The 16,460-nt window shown below is 62.3% G+C and carries 15 protein-coding genes; 7 read left to right on the plus strand and 8 right to left on the minus strand.

All coding sequences use genetic code 11. The annotated features are described in order from the left end of the window. Window positions 1-50 precede the first annotated feature (50 nt). The 6 genes from KHO33_RS20520 (at window position 51) to KHO33_RS20545 (ending at window position 5,418) form a co-directional block, all read left to right on the plus strand. Window positions 51-1,364 carry a GspE/PulE family protein gene (locus KHO33_RS20520; RefSeq protein ID WP_200567359.1) on the plus strand — a complete coding sequence of 438 codons (1,314 nt, stop codon included), beginning with the start codon at window positions 51-53 and terminating at the stop codon, window positions 1,362-1,364. Then, window positions 1,361-2,590 carry a type II secretion system F family protein gene (locus tag KHO33_RS20525; RefSeq protein ID WP_200567358.1) on the plus strand — a complete coding sequence of 410 codons (1,230 nt, stop codon included), beginning with the start codon at window positions 1,361-1,363 and terminating at the stop codon, window positions 2,588-2,590. Before KHO33_RS20520 ends, KHO33_RS20525 begins: the two co-directional genes overlap by 4 nt. A gap of 26 nt (window positions 2,591-2,616) precedes the next feature. Further along, window positions 2,617-3,558: a prepilin peptidase gene (locus KHO33_RS20530; RefSeq protein ID WP_054040760.1), complete on the plus strand. Its 942-nt coding sequence runs from the start codon at window positions 2,617-2,619 to the stop codon at window positions 3,556-3,558. A 3-nt stretch (window positions 3,559-3,561) separates the two neighbouring features. Then, window positions 3,562-4,164 carry a dephospho-CoA kinase gene (gene coaE, locus KHO33_RS20535; protein ID WP_054040763.1) on the plus strand — a complete coding sequence of 201 codons (603 nt, stop codon included), beginning with the start codon at window positions 3,562-3,564 and terminating at the stop codon, window positions 4,162-4,164. Window positions 4,165-4,362: 198 nt separating this feature from the next. Beyond that, complete coding sequence (gene zapD / locus KHO33_RS20540; RefSeq protein WP_054040764.1) at window positions 4,363-5,118, plus strand: cell division protein ZapD; 756 nt, start codon at window positions 4,363-4,365, stop codon at window positions 5,116-5,118. Between the two features lie 102 nt (window positions 5,119-5,220). Further along, the gene (locus tag KHO33_RS20545) at window positions 5,221-5,418 is read left to right on the plus strand and encodes a DNA gyrase inhibitor YacG (RefSeq protein WP_093645243.1); all 198 of its coding nucleotides are present in this window, start codon (window positions 5,221-5,223) and stop codon (window positions 5,416-5,418) included. 94 nt (window positions 5,419-5,512) lie between these two features. On the opposite strand, the gene KHO33_RS20550 is transcribed toward KHO33_RS20545, so the two are convergent. The 4 genes from KHO33_RS20550 to secA all read right to left on the minus strand — a co-directional run bounded on the left by KHO33_RS20550 (window position 5,513) and on the right by secA (window position 11,049). Next, entirely contained in the window at window positions 5,513-5,935 is a 423-nt protein-coding gene (locus KHO33_RS20550) for an NUDIX domain-containing protein (protein WP_054040765.1), read from the minus strand. Continuing rightward, window positions 5,932-6,801, minus strand: coding sequence for an ATP-binding protein (locus KHO33_RS20555; RefSeq protein WP_200567357.1), 870 nt, complete (start codon window positions 6,799-6,801; stop codon window positions 5,932-5,934). Before KHO33_RS20555 ends, KHO33_RS20550 begins: the two co-directional genes overlap by 4 nt. A 43-nt stretch (window positions 6,802-6,844) precedes the next feature. Beyond that, the gene (argJ, locus tag KHO33_RS20560; RefSeq protein WP_200567356.1) at window positions 6,845-8,086 is read right to left on the minus strand and encodes a bifunctional glutamate N-acetyltransferase/amino-acid acetyltransferase ArgJ; all 1,242 of its coding nucleotides are present in this window, start codon (window positions 8,084-8,086) and stop codon (window positions 6,845-6,847) included. A 152-nt stretch (window positions 8,087-8,238) separates the two neighbouring features. Further along, the gene (gene secA / locus KHO33_RS20565) at window positions 8,239-11,049 is read right to left on the minus strand and encodes a preprotein translocase subunit SecA (RefSeq protein WP_200567374.1); all 2,811 of its coding nucleotides are present in this window, start codon (window positions 11,047-11,049) and stop codon (window positions 8,239-8,241) included. A 290-nt stretch (window positions 11,050-11,339) separates the two neighbouring features. Here secA and KHO33_RS20570 point away from each other — a divergent pair, with 290 nt between their 5' ends. Further along, a complete protein-coding gene (locus KHO33_RS20570; protein WP_054040773.1) occupies window positions 11,340-11,825 on the plus strand; it encodes a DciA family protein in 486 nt (161 codons plus the stop codon). An 80-nt stretch (window positions 11,826-11,905) separates the two neighbouring features. Here KHO33_RS20570 and lpxC read toward each other — a convergent pair whose 3' ends face one another. From lpxC to ftsA, 4 genes are all read right to left on the minus strand, one after another. After that, window positions 11,906-12,823: a UDP-3-O-acyl-N-acetylglucosamine deacetylase gene (lpxC, locus tag KHO33_RS20575; RefSeq protein WP_097390468.1), complete on the minus strand. Its 918-nt coding sequence runs from the start codon at window positions 12,821-12,823 to the stop codon at window positions 11,906-11,908. A gap of 289 nt (window positions 12,824-13,112) precedes the next feature. Then, on the minus strand, window positions 13,113-13,616 hold the full coding sequence (locus KHO33_RS20580) for a peroxiredoxin (RefSeq protein WP_054040776.1): 504 nt from the start codon (window positions 13,614-13,616) through the stop codon (window positions 13,113-13,115). A gap of 261 nt (window positions 13,617-13,877) precedes the next feature. After that, on the minus strand, window positions 13,878-15,074 hold the full coding sequence (gene ftsZ, locus KHO33_RS20585; protein WP_054040778.1) for a cell division protein FtsZ: 1,197 nt from the start codon (window positions 15,072-15,074) through the stop codon (window positions 13,878-13,880). A gap of 132 nt (window positions 15,075-15,206) precedes the next feature. Then, a complete protein-coding gene (ftsA, locus tag KHO33_RS20590; protein ID WP_007180311.1) occupies window positions 15,207-16,439 on the minus strand; it encodes a cell division protein FtsA in 1,233 nt (410 codons plus the stop codon). Between the last annotated feature and the right edge of the window lie 21 nt (window positions 16,440-16,460).

Raw genomic sequence — 16,460 nt, forward strand, 5'->3', positions numbered from 1 at the left:
CCGGATGATGAAGTCGTCGTGTTCTACAGGCGGCTCATCACCGGTCTCTCATGCAAGATTCTTTTCAACGCACGGCGTCGTTGCGGCCTGTCGTCGTCGATGGCGAAAGCCCAGTCAAACTCAGGCATAACACCTTTGCAGCGAACGCCAATGCCAGTGTTAGTAGCAACCCCAGCGCGAATCTCGCCGACTCTGACAATGCTCCTGCCGTACGCCTGTTAACCGACACGTTGCTGGAGGCAACCCGCCGGAATGCGTCGGACCTGCACGTCGAACCGGCGGAGCATGGCTGGCGCGTGCGCTTGCGCATCGACGGCGTACTGCATGAAATCCCTCAGCCTCCCGCGCATCTGCGCGACGCGTTCATCACGCGTGTGAAAGTGTTGGCGCGCATGGATATCGCCGAGCGGCGCGTACCGCAAGACGGCCGGCTGCGGATTGCCACGTCGCCTGGCCGCGTCGAAGACTATCGTGTCAACTCGCTGCCTACGTTGTTCGGTGAAAAGCTGGTGCTGCGAAGGCTCGACGCGTTACCCACCGATCTGTCGCTCGACTCGCTCGGCCTCGATCCACAGCAACGTGAAGCCGTCGATGCCGCGATTCGCGCTCCGCACGGCCTCGTGCTCGTCACTGGCCCCACCGGCAGCGGCAAGACGCTGTCGCTATATTGCTTCCTGCACATGCTCAACGACGAGGCGCGCAATCTGTGCTCGGTAGAGGATCCGGCGGAGATTCAACTGGCGGGTATCAATCAGGTGAGCGTGCGCGAAAAGGCCGGCCTGACGTTCGCGGTGGCGCTGCGTGCATTTCTCCGTCAGGACCCCGATGTGATCATGGTCGGAGAAATCCGCGACGACGAAACCGCCGATGTTGCCGTGAAGGCAGCGCAAACCGGTCACCTGGTGCTGTCCACCTTGCATACGAACGACGCGCCAGCTGCCGTCGCACGCCTGATCGACATCGGCGTCGAGCCGTACAACCTGGCCGCTGCGCTAAGGATGGTGACGGCGCAACGGCTGGTGCGGCGGCTCTGCGTGGCGTGCCGCGCGCCCGCGCCGCAATCGGCAGCGGCGCTGCGAGCAGCGGGCTTCACTGACGATCACCTCGACAGTTGGCACCCTTTCGCAGCCATCGGATGCGAAGCCTGCCACGGCATCGGCTACCGCGGCCGCGTCGGGGTTCATCAGGTGATGCCTGTATCCGATGCGATGCGCGAGTTGATCGTGGCACGTGCAGGCACCCATGAACTGGCCCGGCTCGCGCAAACCGAACAGGTTGCCACCTTGCGCGACGCGGCCCTGGCGCGTGTATGCGACGGCACGACGAGCCTGGCCGAGGCGCTGGCTGCCACCGAGGTCGCATGAGCACAGCGACGACTAACCCACCGCCCGCGGCCGAGATGCGCTTCAAGTGGCGCGGCGTCGATGCCGACGGCGTACAGAAAACTGGCGCGCTCATTGCGCCGGATGTCAGCACCGCACGAGCCATACTCAAGCGCGAAAAGCTGTTCATTGTCGAACTCGCGGCACGCGGGCCAGCGCCACGCCCTCGAACGCGCACCACCGACGTCACGGTGTTCACCAGGCAGCTCGCCAGTCTGCTGCGTGCCGGCTTACCACTCGCACCCTCGCTGGAACTGCTGGCGCAAGCGGATGGTTCGCGCCGGCAAGGCATGCCGCGGATCGTCGGCGCGCTGGCACGCGATATCACCGGTGGCCTGCGCTTCTCCGCAGCGTTGCAGCGGCATCCGGCGCAGTTCAACGCGCTGTACTGTCAACTTGTCGAAGTCGGCGAAGCAGCCGGCGCGCTGCCGACCGTTCTCGCCCGGATCGCGGACGACCGCGAACGCGCCGCCGCGCAGCGTGCCAAGGTGCGCGCGGCGCTCACCTATCCGGTCGCGATCCTGTTGCTTGCTGTCGCAATAACCGCCGCATTGCTGGTGTGGGTCGTACCGACTTTCAAGCAGATCTTCGACGGCTTCGGCGCGAAACTACCCGCGCCCACGCAGTTCGTGCTGGCTTTGTCGGCGGGTGCCGCGCGCTGGAGCATTCCTCTGATCGTCATGACTTTCGCCGCGAGCTCGGCTATGACGTTTCTGCTACGACGTTCTGAAGCAGCGCGCATTCGTTTCGCGCGCATATCACTGACAATGCCGGTCGCCGGTCCGTTGCTACGCACCTTGTGCGCGGCGCGCTGGAGCCGCGCACTCGGTACCTTGCTGTCGGCCGGCACACCGCTCGCGGACGCGTTCGATTCACTGACTCACGCCACCGGCAACGCTTTCTTCGATCGCGCCACCGTGGAGATTGCCGCGCGGCTGCGGCGCGGCGAACGGCTCGCCGCCGCGATGCGCGCGGCGCACTGCTTTCCACCGGAGGTCGTGCAGCCGGTTGCGGTCGCCGAGGAGTCCGGGGCGCTCGACACGATGCTGATCGATGTGGCGTCGCTCGCCGATCGTCAGGTAGACGAAAAGATCGGCACGCTCTCGAGCCTGTGCGAACCGCTTGTCATCATCGTGCTGGGTACGCTGGTCGGTGGCCTGGTGATCGCGATGTATCTTCCCATTATTCAACTCGGCAACGTGGTGTAGCATCGCAGCCGAATCCCACCCTTTATATGCAGGCTACCCTTCCGCTCGTGTCAGATACTTCTTCCAGCCTGTTTTCGGGCCTGCTGTCCGGCCACGTCACAACCGGTCTCGGCCTCGCGTTCGGCAGCTTGCCCAGCGGCCTGCAGATTGCATTCGCGATCGTGTTCGGTCTGGTGATCGGCAGTTTCCTGAACGTGGTCGTGCATCGGGTGCCGATCATGCTGGAGCGTGCGTGGCGCGAGGAAGTCAGCGAGGCCACCGAACAGGCGCTCGAAGAGGACGGCTTGCCCGCCCGCTACAACCTGTGGGTGCCGCGCAGCGCGTGCCCTCACTGCGGCCATGTGCTCAGCGCGTGGGAGAACCTGCCGGTGCTGAGCTATCTGCTGTTGCGCGGGCGCTGCTCCGCATGCAAGACACACGTAAGCCTGCGCTACCCGCTGCTCGAAATCGCCAGCGCCGCCTTCGCGGCCGGGGCGCTCGCGCTGTATGGGCCGACCGGCATGGCGCTCGCCGCCTTCGGACTATGCGCCGCGCTGCTCGCAATGAGTGCGATCGATATCGACACCCACTTGCTCCCTGACTCCATGACACTGCCGCTCCTGTGGGCCGGCTTGATCGTCAACTTCAACGGCATGTTCGCGAGCCTGCACGATGCCGTGCTGGGCGCGATCTTCGGCTATCTGGTGCTGTGGGTCGTGCATTGGCTGTTCCGGCTGGTACGCGGCGTAGAAGGGATGGGTTATGGCGATTTCAAACTGCTGGCTGCGCTCGGCGCATGGCTCGGCTGGGCAGCGCTGCCGCAGATCGTGTTAATCGCGGCGGTCGCTGGCGCGGTGGTGGGGCTCGCGGCGACGTGGCGCGGCCGCATGCGCTTCTCTGAGCCGCTGCCGTTCGGGCCGTTTCTCGCAGCGGGCGGTGCTGTTACGCTGTTTCTCGGCACACCGCTTTATCTGGCGTTGGGAGGCTGAAGCATGTTTGCTGTGGGACTGACCGGCGGCATCGGCAGCGGCAAATCGACCGTGGCTGACCTGTTCGCCGCGCACGGCGTGCCGCTGGTCGACACGGACCTGATTGCGCACCGCATCACGGCGCCGCACGGCATCGCAATGCCGCAGATCGCCGCCGAGTTCGGCGCTTCGTTCATCGCGGCAGACGGCTCGCTCGACCGCGCCCGCATGCGCACGCTGGTGTTCAGCGACGACGGCGCGCGCAAACGCCTCGAAGGCATCACGCATCCATTGATTCGTGCGGAGACCGAACGCGAGCAGCGCGAGGCGCAAGGGCCGTACGTGATCATCGTGGTACCGCTGCTGGTGGAGTCGGGCAGTTGGAAGACTCGCGTGAATCGTGTGCTGACGGTCGATTGCAGCGTCGAGACGCAAATCTCGCGAGTGATGAGCCGCAACGGCTTTAGCCGCGAACAGGTGCTGGCGATCATCGCCCGCCAGGCAACGCGCGAAGCACGCCTCGCCGCAGCGGACGACATCATCGACAACGACAACGCGCCGGTCAACGCACTCAAGGCGCAGGTCGAAGCGCAACATCGCGTCTATCTGTCCCTAGCGGGCGCGTGAGAATACGCTGAACGTGGCTTGCTGCCAGGTTTGCTCAGCCATGCCGTGACAGGCACACGCAAAGCACGCGCCAAACCGCCTGAAACATGTGAAAAAAGTTGCGAAAGCGCGCTGAAAAAGTGCGTGATTGCTAGGGTAGTCTCACGGCATTAGAATGTTCTGCATTCCCGTCACCGACCACGCCCGAGGCGAGCCCGCTTGATCCTTTACGAGTATCCCTTCAACGAGCGAATCCGGACGCTATTGCGCCTCGAAGATCTGTTCGAGCGCTTCACGTTCTTTCTGACTCAGGAAGACGCCAGGGAACATCACGTCGCACTGACAACGTTGTTCGAAATCTCAGAGGTTGCGGGTCGCGCGGATCTGAAGTCCGATCTGATGAAGGAGCTCGAGCGCCAGCGGCAAACCCTGGCGCCGTTCCGCGGCAATCCGGGGATCGAGCAGAACGCGCTGGAATCCGTGCTAGGGGAAATCGAGCAAACCTTGTCGGGGCTTTCGCAGATGCAGGGCAAGACCGGCCAGCATCTGGCAGACAACGAGTGGCTCGCCAGCATCCGCAGCCGCGCGATCATCCCAGGCGGCACCTGCAAGTTTGATTTGCCCTCGTACTACGCGTGGCAGCAGATCCATCCCGATCAGCGTCGGCAGGATATCGCCAAATGGGTCACGCCGCTGCTGCCGTTGCGCGATGCGGCAACCATCGTGCTGCGCCTCGCGCGCGAATCGGGTCAGGCGTCCAAGGTCATGGCAATGCAGGGCAGCTATCAGCAGATGCTGTCAGGCCGTTCATATCAGTTGATGCAGGTACGGGTGGCGCCTGAATTGCGGGTGATCCCCGAGGCTAGCGCCAACAAGTACATGCTCTGGGTGCGATTCACAGTGCAGGACGGCGATTTGCGTCCGCGCGCGGTGGATGTCGACGTGCCGTTCCAGCTCACGCTTTGCAGCCTGTAACGCCGGCCCTGCAGACCTGAATCGCGGGGCCGCGCCTTTAAAGCGGCGAAAAATGCCCCTATATTCATAACTTGTTCCGTTTCCGATTGACTGCCTGACCGTATGCCTACCGTCGTCAAATGCCCCACTTGCGGCAAGGATGTCCGCTGGACTCCAGAAAGCCGCTTCCGCCCGTTCTGCTCTGACCGCTGCAAGCAGACCGATCTCGGCGCCTGGGCCGCTGAGAAGTACAAGATAGGCGGCACAGAGGAAGAAACGCCGTCAGATGAATCGCCTGGTGGGGATTACAACCCGCATTAAGCGCTGCAAGCTGCAGACGCACACTACGGCGTGCTGCTATCAAAGCAAAACGGCGCTGCTCACGCAGCGCCGTTTAAAACCGCCGATCATTTCTCTAGTTCTTCTCAGCTGCGAGCCATTCCAGCACAGGAATCGTCGCCGGCAACAGTGGCGAGACATCCGCCGGCAGCGCCTGCCACACAAATGCCTGGCCTTCGCGGCCGTGTGGTTCGCCGGACCACTGCGTCACCTTGCAGAAGAACAGCCGCACATACGCGTGCGGGTAATCGTGTTCGAGCGTATGCCAAAGATGGCTCGCCTTGACGTCGATACCCAGCTCCTCGTGCAGCTCGCGGGCTAGCGCGGCCTCGACCGACTCGCCCGCCTCCAGCTTGCCGCCCGGAAACTCCCAGTACCCCTCGTACGGCTTGCCTGCCGGGCGCTGCGCCAGCAGATAGCGTCCGTCCGGCTGAATCAGCACGCCGACGGCGACTTCCGTCACCGGGCGGCCAGCTACGTTCTTCTGCGCATCGCTCATGCCTGGGTCTTCCGTCCTGACCAGTCGCGAGCGAATTGCCACGCGACGCGCCCCGAGCGCGACCCGCGCTCCAGTGCCCACACCAGCGCATCACCGCGCGCCGCTTCGACTTCCGCGTCGTCGCAGCCGAAATGGCGCAGCCAGTGGCCGATGATCGACAGGTAGTCGTCCTGCTTGAACGGATAGAAGCTGACCCACAGCCCGAAACGCTCGGACAGCGAGATCTTTTCTTCGACCAGTTCGCCTGGATGAATCTCGCCGTCGGACGTGTGCTTGTACGTCTCGTTGTCGCTCATGTACTCGGGCAACAGATGGCGGCGATTGGACGTTGCGTAGATCAACACGTTGTCCGACTGCGCAGCGATCGAGCCGTCGAGCGCAACCTTCAGCGCCTTGTAGCCCGACTCCCCATCTTCGAACGACAGGTCGTCGCAGAACACCACGAAGCGCTCCGGCCGCTGCGCGATCAGATCGACGATGTCGCCGAGATCGTGCAGATCGTCTTTATCCACTTCGATCAGGCGCAGGCCGTCTTTCGCATAGGCGTTCAGGCAAGCCTTGATCAGCGACGACTTGCCAGTGCCGCGCGCGCCCGTCAGCAGCACGTTGTTGGCCGGCTGCTTGCGCACGAACTGCAGCGTGTTCTGCTCGATCAACCCTTTCTGGCGATCGATGTTTTGCAGGTCGTCGAGCGTGATCGACGAAATGGCGGGAACCGGCTGCAGGTAGCCGCGCCCCTGGCGCTTGCGCCAGCGAAAGGCGACTGCCGCCGACCAGTCGATCTCCGGTGCAGCGGGCGGAAGCATTGCTTCGAGGCGGACGAGCACGGCTTCGGCCCGGGTCAGAAACTGTTCGAGTTTGTCCATGGCTGTGAGATAAGCGGCCTTAAGCGCCGCGTAATAAACCTGGTTACGAACGATAGTCGGCGTTAATGCTCACGTAATCGTGCGACAGATCGCAAGTCCAGATCGTGGCTTGCGCATTACCGCGGCCGAGTACGACACGAATGCCGATCTCGCTCTTTTTCATGACGCGCTGCCCGTCTTCTTCACGGTAGGCCGGATTGCGGCCACCGGCGGTGGCGACCAGCACGTCGTCCAGATACAGATCGATCTTGCCGACGTCGAGATCGTCCACGCCGGCATAGCCGATAGCCGCGAGAATGCGGCCGAGATTCGGATCCGATGCATAGAAGGCCGTCTTCACGAGCGGCGAGTGGCCGATCGCGTACGCGATCTGGCGGCATTCACCGACGCTCGAGCCGCCTTCAACATGCACGGTCATGAATTTGGTCGCGCCTTCGCCGTCGCGCACGATAAGTTGGGCGAGGGTCTGGGCGACTTCCGTCACCGCGTCGCGCAGCGCTGCATAAGCGGGCGAATCGGTGGACGTGATCGCCGGCAGGCTCGATTTGCCCGAGGCGATCAGGATGAACGAATCGTTGGTCGACGTATCGCCGTCGATCGTGATGCAGTTGAACGAGCGGTCCGCCACGTGCTTGACCAGTGCGTCGAGCACCGGTTGCGCGACGGCGGCGTCGAACGCGAGGAAGCCGAGCATGGTCGCCATGTTCGGCTTGATCATGCCGGCGCCCTTGCTGATGCCGGTGAGCGTAACCGTGTGGCCGTCGATCGTGACCTGGCGCGAGGTGGCTTTCGGCAAGGTATCCGTGGTCATGATCGCCTGGGCGGCGTCGTACCAGTTGGCTTCCTTGCGGTTCGCCAGCGCCGCGGGCAGACCCGCCTTCAGACGATCAACCGGCAGCGGTTCCAGAATCACGCCAGTCGAAAACGGCAACACCTGTTCCGGCGCGATGTCCACGAGGCGCGCGAGCTCGACGCAGGTTTCGCGCGCGGCCACGAGGCCAGGTTCGCCCGTGCCCGCGTTCGCGTTGCCCGTGTTGATCACCAGCGCGCGAATCGGCTTACCGCCCGCGCGCACGCGCTCCAGATTCTCTCGGCACACAGTGACGGGTGCGGCGCAAAAACGGTTCTGCGTGAACACGCCGCCTACTGTCGCGCCTTCGCCGACAGAAATGACCAGCACGTCCTTGCGGTTCGGCTTGCGGATATTCGCCTCCGCCCAGCCCAGCGTGACGCCGGCGACAGGGTGAAGTTGAGCGGGATCGATCGAGGGGAAATTGACAGCCATGGTCGCGACCTGTCGAAGAAAATGCCGGCGTGGCGCCGGCATCGAGGGATCGGTAACTGGTGGCTCGAGCCTGTAGTCGAACCACCGCGAAATCATCAACAAAACATCGTGTAAAACGAAGCGGCGCGCTTAAAGCGCGCCGCTTTTCGGCATTATGCGATCTTGCCGTGACACTGCTTATACTTCTTGCCGCTGCCGCACGGGCACGGGTCGTTACGGCCAACCTTCGGCACGTTGTCCACGCTCACGTCCGACCCAATGGCGTGCGAGGCGCCGTGGCTCATCGCGTCGCCGATCATGGCGGCGGTAGCCGCTTCCGCAGCGGCAGGCGCTGCTGCTGCCGCTTCGGCGAATTCGGCGTGACGGAACTCGACGTTTTCGAGGTGGCTGCCTTGCTCTTCGAGTTGCTCGGCGGCCTGTTCAAGCTGTTCCGGCGACTGGATCTGCACGTTCATCACCACACGGGTGACTTCGAGCTTCACGGCGTCGAGCATCGCGGCGAACAGTTCAAAAGCCTCGCGCTTGTATTCCTGCTTTGGATTCTTCTGCGCATACCCGCGCAGATGGATACCCTGGCGCAGGTGGTCGAGCGCGGCCAGATGTTCGCGCCAGCTACGGTCCAGCGTTTGCAGCATGATCGAGCGTTCGAACGCGCTGAACGATTCGCGTCCGACCTGTTCGACCTTCGATTCGTACGCTTCGTCCGCGGCGGCTTCGACAGCTTCGAGAATCTCGTCCGCGCTGATCGAGTTCGACTCGTTGATCATTTCCTGAATCGCGAGGTCGAGCTGCCATTCGTTGCGCAGCACTTCCTCCAACTCGGGCACGTCCCACTGCTCTTCGATGCTGCCGGCCGGCACGAACTGGTGAACGATATCGGCGATCACGCCGCCGCGCATCGCGCCGATCGTTTCGGTGATGTCATTCGCTTCGAGCAATTCATTGCGCTGCTGGTAGATCACCTTGCGCTGATCGTTCGACACATCGTCGTATTCGAGCAATTGCTTGCGAACGTCGAAGTTACGCGCTTCAACCTTGCGTTGCGCCGATTCGATCGAACGCGACACGATGCCCGCCTCGATCGCCTCGCCTTCCGGCATCTTCAGACGGTCCATGATCGCGCGCACGCGGTCGCCCGCGAAAATGCGCAGCAGCGGATCTTCCAGCGACAGATAGAAGCGCGACGAACCCGGGTCGCCCTGACGGCCGGCACGGCCGCGCAACTGGTTGTCGATCCGGCGCGATTCGTGACGTTCGGTGCCGATGATGTGCAGACCGCCCGCGGCCTTCACCTGATCATGCAGCGCCTGCCATTCATCGTGCAGCTTCTGGATACGGCGTTGTTTCTCTTCATCCGAAAGCGTTTCGTCCTTTTCGATGAAGGACGCCTGCTTTTCAGCATTGCCGCCGAGCACGATGTCGGTACCGCGACCGGCCATGTTCGTGGCGATCGTGACACGCTTCGGACGGCCCGCTTCAGCGACGATCTCAGCTTCACGCGCGTGCTGTTTGGCGTTCAGCACTTCGTGCGGCAACCCGGCCTGCTTCAGCAAATGCGACAGCAGTTCCGAGTTTTCGATCGACGTTGTGCCGACCAGCACCGGCTGACCGCGCTCATGACAATCGCGGATGTCGCGGATCACCGCGTCATAGCGTTCCTTGGCGGTCTTGTAGATCTGATCCTGCTTGTCGATCCGCTTCGGCGGACGGTTGGTCGGGATCACAACCGTTTCGAGACCGTAGATCTCGTTGAATTCGTACGCTTCGGTATCGGCCGTGCCGGTCATGCCGGACAGCTTTGCGTACATACGGAAGTAGTTCTGGAACGTGATCGACGCGAGCGTCTGGTTCTCGCTCTGGATCTTGACGTGTTCCTTCGCCTCGACAGCCTGGTGCAAGCCATCCGACCAGCGGCGGCCCGACATCAGACGGCCGGTGAATTCGTCGACGATCACGACTTCGCCGTTCTGCACGACGTAGTGCTGATCCTTGAAGAACAGCGTGTGCGCGCGCAGTGCGGCGTACACGTGGTGCATCAGCGTGATGTTCTGCGGCGCGTACAGGCTTTCGCCCTCGCCAATCAGGCCCCATTCGGCGAGCAGACGCTCGGCCTTTTCGTGGCCCGATTCCGTCAGGAAGACCTGGCGGCCTTTTTCGTCCAGCGTGTAGTCGCCCGGCTTTTCGACGCCGGTGCCGTCCGCTTTCTCTTCGCCGATCTGGCGTTCGAGCAGCGGCGGCAACGCATTCATGCGCACGTAGAGTTCGGTGTGATCTTCGGCCTGGCCTGAGATGATCAGCGGCGTGCGGGCTTCGTCGATCAGGATCGAGTCGACCTCGTCGACCACCGCGAAATTCAGGGCTCGCTGCACGCGCGCATCGGTCTCGTAGACCATGTTGTCGCGCAGGTAGTCGAAGCCGAATTCGTTGTTGGTGCCGTAGGTAATGTCGGCGGCGTACGCTTCCTGCTTCGCGCCATGATCCATCTGCGACAGGTTGATGCCGACCGAAAGACCCAGGAAGTTGTACAGACGCGCCATCCATTCGGCGTCGCGCTGGGCCAGGTAGTCGTTGACCGTAACAACGTGCACGCCGCGGCCGGACAGCGCGTTCAGGTACACCGGCAGCGTAGCGACGAGCGTCTTGCCTTCGCCGGTGCGCATTTCGCCGATCTTGCCGTAGTGCAGGACCATGCCGCCGATCAGCTGCACGTCGAAGTGGCGCATTTTCAGCGTCCGCTTGCTGGCCTCGCGGCACACCGCGAAGGCCTCCGGCAGGAGCTTGTCGAGCGACTCGCCACTCGCGACGCGCTGGCGGAATTCACCCGTTTTGGCGCGCAGTTGGTCGTCCGTCAATTGCTCGATCTGCGGCTCGAGCGCATTGATCGCCGTGACGGTCTTTTGATATTGCTTGACTAGCCGCTGGTTGCGGCTGCCAAAAATCTTCTGTAGAAAACCGGTGGTCATCGGATCGGTGTCTGCGTCGCGGCTTCGGCTGGTTCGCGGCGTGCGGTTCATGCACGTGCGCTCCGGGGTCGGAAGGGCCTCGGCGGCTTAGTCCAAGAGTGAATTCGAATCGGGCATTTTAGCACGCGCCCCCGGCCGCGCCTGTGTCAGCCGTGCGACGCTGGCAGGGCACAGAAAGCCCGCCGCAGCGACGTCCGACGGTACGCATTGAGGCGGGTCCACGTGCATCCCGCGCGGTACAATCGCGGCGTGAACGCACATAGGGTGCGAACGCGCCGTCACTATCGAACATGAGCCGTATTCCGTCCTTTTCAAGGCCGCCGCCCAAGCAGTTCAAAGCGCGCCGCCCGCAGCCCGTCGCCGAAGTGCTGAATCGCACCGACGCGTTCGTGGCCCTGCGCGCGGGCGTCGAGCAGATTGCGGCGCTGGAAAAGGATCTGCGCGAGCTGCTGCCGGATTATCTGGCCACAAGCGTGGAGCCGAGCTTCATCAAGGAAGGCGTGCTGGCCCTATTTGCCGCGCACAATGCGCTGGCCGCCCGGCTGCGCCAGATCGAACCGAGGTTGCTGTCGGATCTGCAGCAGCGCGGCTGGCCGGTCAATGCGCTGAGAATTCGCGTGCGGCCGCAGCCTTTGAAGGAGCCGCCGCCCGTCAAACAGGCGCGCATGACGCCAGTCGGCGCGGACGCGCTGCACGCGCTCTCCCAATCGCTCGCACCCTCGCCGCTGCAGGAAGCTTTGGCGAAAATGGCGGCGCGGCATCGGAGAAATCGCTGAACAAAAAATAAGCGGCCCAGATGGGCCGCTTATTTTTCATCCATGCATTTCGGACATTTCATCCGAAGGCGCTACGCCGATCAGGCAAATGCCGTCTGCGTTTCGTACGCGAAGCCGCGGGGCGCCTTCTGCGTGTCGTCGAACGTTACGATTTCGTATGCGTCTTCATGCGCCAGCAACTCGCGCAGCAAAGCGTTGTTCAGGCCGTGGCCCGACTTGTACGCCGTGTACGAAGCCAGCAACGGATGGCCGACCACGTACAGATCGCCGATCGCGTCGAGCATCTTGTGCTTCACGAATTCGTCGTCGTAACGCAGGCCGTCGTTGTTCAGAATGCGGTATTCGTCCAGCACGATCGCGTTATCCATGCTGCCACCGCGTGCCAAACCGAGTTCGCGCATCATTTCCACTTCATGCGCAAAGCCGAATGTACGCGCACGAGCGATTTCCCGCACATACGACGTATTGGCAAAATCCACTTCCAGCGCCTGGCCGGTTTTATCCACAGCCGGGTGACGGAAATCGATGGTGAATTTGAGTTTGAAACCGAAATACGGATCGAGACGCGCGAATTTGTCGCCGTCACGAATTTCAACCGGCTTGGTGACCTTGATGAATTTCTTCGGCGCGTTCTGTTCTTCGATACCGGCCGACTGAATCAGAAACACGAACGAACCCGCGCTACCGTCCATGATCGGAATTTCTTCAGCGGTGACGTCGATATAAAGATTGTCGATACCGAGACCTGCGCATGCGGACATCAAATGCTCGATGGTCGACACGCGCGCGCCGTCTTTCTGCAGTACGGAAGCCAGACGCGTATCGCCAATCGCCATCGCCGACGCAGGGATATCCACCGGCGTAGGCAAATCCACCCGCGAAAACACAATGCCGGTGTTCGCCGCCGCCGGGCGGAGCGTCAATTCGACTTTGCGGCCGGAGTGCAGACCGATGCCGACTGTCTTGACGATTGATTTGATAGTGCGCTGCTTCAACATGGTGATCTTCTATTCGATTGAAAATCCCAATCGGGACTTTTTATTCCATAGCGCGAAGTATACTCCAATACCCTAAGGAGCGTCGTTACACGGAACGTATCAATCTGTTTCGCTGCATTACCCAAAGCGCGCCCGTCAGGGAAAGCGTGACGGGCCGATGTCCGGAACGGAGGCGTTTCCGGTCATCGGCCCGAGTAACGGCCCGTCACAAAAGCGTCTTATACGCCGTTGCCCTGATACAACGCGGTAACCGCGCAGATCGAGGCAAAAGCGTCAAACGCCATCGTAACTAGCTCAACGTAGCGAGAATACTCCCTGCATCGCTGACTTCGAATTTGCCGGCAGCCTCGACGTTCAACGTCTTGACCACGCCGTCGTCGACAACCATTGCGTAGCGCTGGGAACGGATTCCCATGCCGCGCGCCGACAAATCCTGCTCAAGACCGAGCGCCCGCGTGAAAGCCGCACTGCCATCCGCCATCATGCGCACCTTGCCCGAGGCGTGCTGATCGCGTCCCCACGCGCCCATTACGAACGCGTCGTTGACGGACACGCACCAGATCTCGTCGATGCCGAGCGCGCGCAACTGCTCGGCGTGCTCGACGTAACCTGGTACATGTTTGGCTGAACAGGTCGGCGTGAACGCACCGGGCAATCCGAAGATCACCACGCGCTTACCCGCCGTCTGCTCGCGCACGTCGAAGCTGTTAGGCCCCAGCGTGCAGCCCGCCCGCGCGTCTTCGACGAACTCGAAGAGCGTCGCGTCGGGCAGCTTTTCACCTACTTGAATCATGCTCAATCCTTTGCATCGATGCGAAGCACACTCGCACGCCATCGTGTCGCAGTGAATTTCAGCGTCTGCCTAACTGCAGGCTCCGCCATCCGGCGACAGTTGCCCCATCCGCTTCGCGAATCCGAAGAGGGCACTTGTCCTTGCCGCGAATCAGACGATACGCGGCTTGTTCGCCGTTCACCCGCCACGCTCATGCATTCGTCCGCCAGTGCTACGCTGCTGTACAACCCGCAGCACCGCAACGAAAGCCTGCTCGTGCGCTCAGTCCGCCTGCTTGCGCAGGAATGCCGGAATATCGTACGTGTCGACGCCCTTTTCCTGCAGCGCCTGCACGTGCGAAGCCGCCGTATCGCGCGACGTGCGCCACACAGCCGGCGTATCCAGCGCGCCGTAATCCGCCGTGCTTGCGTGCGACTGCGACGGTGCGTAAGCAGCGTGCGCGCTGATCGGCTGATTGTCCGTGCCGGTGCGCAGCAGCGTCATCGGTGCCGATTGCTGCTTCTTCGCCGCACGGCCCAGACCCGTTGCCACGACCGTCACGCGCAGCGCGTCGCCCATTGCATCGTCGTACACCGCGCCGAAAATCACGGTTGCGTCTTCAGCAGCATAGCTCTTGATGGTGTTCATCACTTCGCGCGTTTCCGACAGACGCAGCGAACGGCTCGACGTGATGTTGACCAGCACGCCACGCGCGCCCGACAGATCCACACCTTCCAGCAGCGGGCTGGCCACAGCCTGCTCGGCAGCCAGACGTGCGCGATCGACGCCGGCAACCGTCGCCGTGCCCATCATCGCCTTGCCCTGCTCGCCCATCACCGTCTTCACGTCTTCGAAGTCGACGTTCACCAGACCGTCGACATTGATTATTTCCGCGATGCCGGCAACTGCGTTGTTGAGAACGTCGTCTGCGCACTGGAAGCACTTGTCCATCTCGGCGTCATCGCCCATCACCTCGAACAGCTTGTCGTTCAGAACGACGATCAGCGAGTCGACGTGATCCTCCAGTTGCTGCGAACCAGCTTCTGCTACACGCATGCGCTTGCCGCCTTCGAATTCGAACGGCTTGCTGACCACGCCAACAGTCAAGATACCCATTTCCTTGGCGATCTGCGCGACCACCGGTGCTGCGCCCGTGCCCGTGCCGCCGCCCATACCGGCGGTGATGAACACCATATGCGCGCCGCGCAGTGCGTCGGCGATGCGCTCACGTGCTTCTTCCGCTGCCGCGCGGCCCATTTCCGGCTTGGCGCCAGCGCCCAGACCCGTGTTACCGAGCTGGATCACCGCAGATGCGCGCGAACGCGACAGAGCCTGCGCGTCCGTGTTCATCACGATGAAGTCGACGCCTTGCACGCCTTTGTTGATCATGTGCTGAACGGCATTGCCGCCAGCGCCACCTACTCCGATCACCTTGATGATGGTGCCGTTCGTTTCGGTTTCCAGCATCTGGAATTCCATGTTGCCTCCGTCAAGATAAAAAATTGCAGCCACTTCGGCCGTTATTCGGCAGGAGATCGGGCAACCTCCTGTCGCGCGCCAGCCGCCGGCACCAGCGCGTGTTTACGTAAAACCGTTCAAACCCAGAATTCGTTAGAAGTTGCCGAGGAACCAGTCTTTCATTCGCGTGAAGACCTGGCCCATCGACCCCGACTGCACCGCGACCTTGCGACCGCGCATTCTTTGCGAGCGTCCTTCGACGAGCAGGCCCATCGCCGTCGAATAACGCGGGTTACGCACGACGTCCGCAAGACCGCCCGCGTATTCCGGCACGCCAATGCGCACCGGCTTCAGAAAAATGTCCTCGCCGAGTTCGACCATGCCGAGCATCATCGACGCGCCGCCGGTCAGCACCACGCCGGAGCTCAGCAGTTCCTCATAACCTGACTCGCGCACCACCTGCTGCACGAGCGAAAACAGTTCTTCGACGCGCGGCTCGACCACCGCCGCCAATGCCTGACGCGACAGCGTGCGCGGACCGCGCTCGCCGAGACCCGGCACTTCGATCATTTCGTCCGGATCGGCGAGAGCCTGCTTTGCAATGCCGTAGTCGACCTTGATGTCTTCCGCGTCCGGCGTCGGCGTGCGCAAGGCCATCGCGATGTCGCTCGTGATCTGGTCGCCGGCGATCGGAATCACCGCCGTGTGACGAATCGCGCCTTCGCTGAAAATCGCGATATCTGTCGTGCCGCCGCCGATATCGACCAGCACCACGCCGAGTTCTTTTTCGTCTTCCGTCAGCACCGCCAGCGACGAAGCGAGCGGCTGCAGAATCAGATCGTTCACTTCGAGCCCGCAGCGGCGCACGCACTTCACAATGTTCTGCGCCGCGCTCACCGCGCCGGTGACGATATGCACCTTCACTTCCAGGCGGATGCCGCTCATGCCGATCGGCTCGCGCACATCTTCCTGACCGTCGATGATGAATTCCTGCGTCAGGATGTGCAGCACCTGCTGATCGGTCGGAATGTTGATCGCTTTCGCCGTCTCGATCACGCGCGCGACGTCCGTCTGCGTGACTTCCTTTTCCTTGATCGCCACCATGCCGCTCGAATTGAAGCTGCGGATATGGCTGCCGGCGATCCCGGTAAATACGTTCGTGATCTTGCAATCGGCCATCAGTTCGGCTTCCTCGAGCGCGCGCTGAATGGACTGCACGGTGGCTTCGATGTTCACCACCACGCCCTTCTTGAGCCCCTTCGATTCGCTCTGGCCGAGGCCGATCACCTCGTAGTGACCCTCGCCCTTCAACTCGGCGACGATAGCCACTACCTTCGACGTCCCAATGTCGAGGGCGACCAGCAGATCTTTATAGTCTTTACTCATAGCGTGCTCATTGCGTGTGAT

The sequence above is a fragment of the Paraburkholderia nemoris genome, assembly GCF_905221015.1.
GTDB classification, from domain to species: domain Bacteria; phylum Pseudomonadota; class Gammaproteobacteria; order Burkholderiales; family Burkholderiaceae; genus Paraburkholderia; species Paraburkholderia nemoris.

What these genes read in the sequence shown, in the direction of transcription:
- KHO33_RS20550 (WP_054040765.1), bottom strand. Translation starts at nt 5,935, where the DNA reads ATGAGCGATGCGCAGAAGAACGTAGCTGGCCGCCCGGTGACGGAAGTC.
- argJ (WP_200567356.1), bottom strand. Translation starts at nt 8,086, where the DNA reads ATGGCTGTCAATTTCCCCTCGATCGATCCCGCTCAACTTCACCCTGTC.
- lpxC (WP_097390468.1), bottom strand. Translation starts at nt 12,823, where the DNA reads ATGTTGAAGCAGCGCACTATCAAATCAATCGTCAAGACAGTCGGCATC.
- KHO33_RS20580 (WP_054040776.1), bottom strand. Translation starts at nt 13,616, where the DNA reads ATGATTCAAGTAGGTGAAAAGCTGCCCGACGCGACGCTCTTCGAGTTC.
- ftsA (WP_007180311.1), bottom strand. Translation starts at nt 16,439, where the DNA reads ATGAGTAAAGACTATAAAGATCTGCTGGTCGCCCTCGACATTGGGACG.
- coaE (WP_054040763.1), top strand. Translation starts at nt 3,562, where the DNA reads ATGTTTGCTGTGGGACTGACCGGCGGCATCGGCAGCGGCAAATCGACC.
- KHO33_RS20545 (WP_093645243.1), top strand. Translation starts at nt 5,221, where the DNA reads ATGCCTACCGTCGTCAAATGCCCCACTTGCGGCAAGGATGTCCGCTGG.
- KHO33_RS20520 (WP_200567359.1), top strand. Translation starts at nt 51, where the DNA reads ATGCAAGATTCTTTTCAACGCACGGCGTCGTTGCGGCCTGTCGTCGTC.
- KHO33_RS20555 (WP_200567357.1), bottom strand. Translation starts at nt 6,801, where the DNA reads ATGGACAAACTCGAACAGTTTCTGACCCGGGCCGAAGCCGTGCTCGTC.
- KHO33_RS20530 (WP_054040760.1), top strand. Translation starts at nt 2,617, where the DNA reads ATGCAGGCTACCCTTCCGCTCGTGTCAGATACTTCTTCCAGCCTGTTT.
- KHO33_RS20570 (WP_054040773.1), top strand. Translation starts at nt 11,340, where the DNA reads ATGAGCCGTATTCCGTCCTTTTCAAGGCCGCCGCCCAAGCAGTTCAAA.
- secA (WP_200567374.1), bottom strand. Translation starts at nt 11,049, where the DNA reads ATGACCACCGGTTTTCTACAGAAGATTTTTGGCAGCCGCAACCAGCGG.
- ftsZ (WP_054040778.1), bottom strand. Translation starts at nt 15,074, where the DNA reads ATGGAATTCCAGATGCTGGAAACCGAAACGAACGGCACCATCATCAAG.
- KHO33_RS20525 (WP_200567358.1), top strand. Translation starts at nt 1,361, where the DNA reads ATGAGCACAGCGACGACTAACCCACCGCCCGCGGCCGAGATGCGCTTC.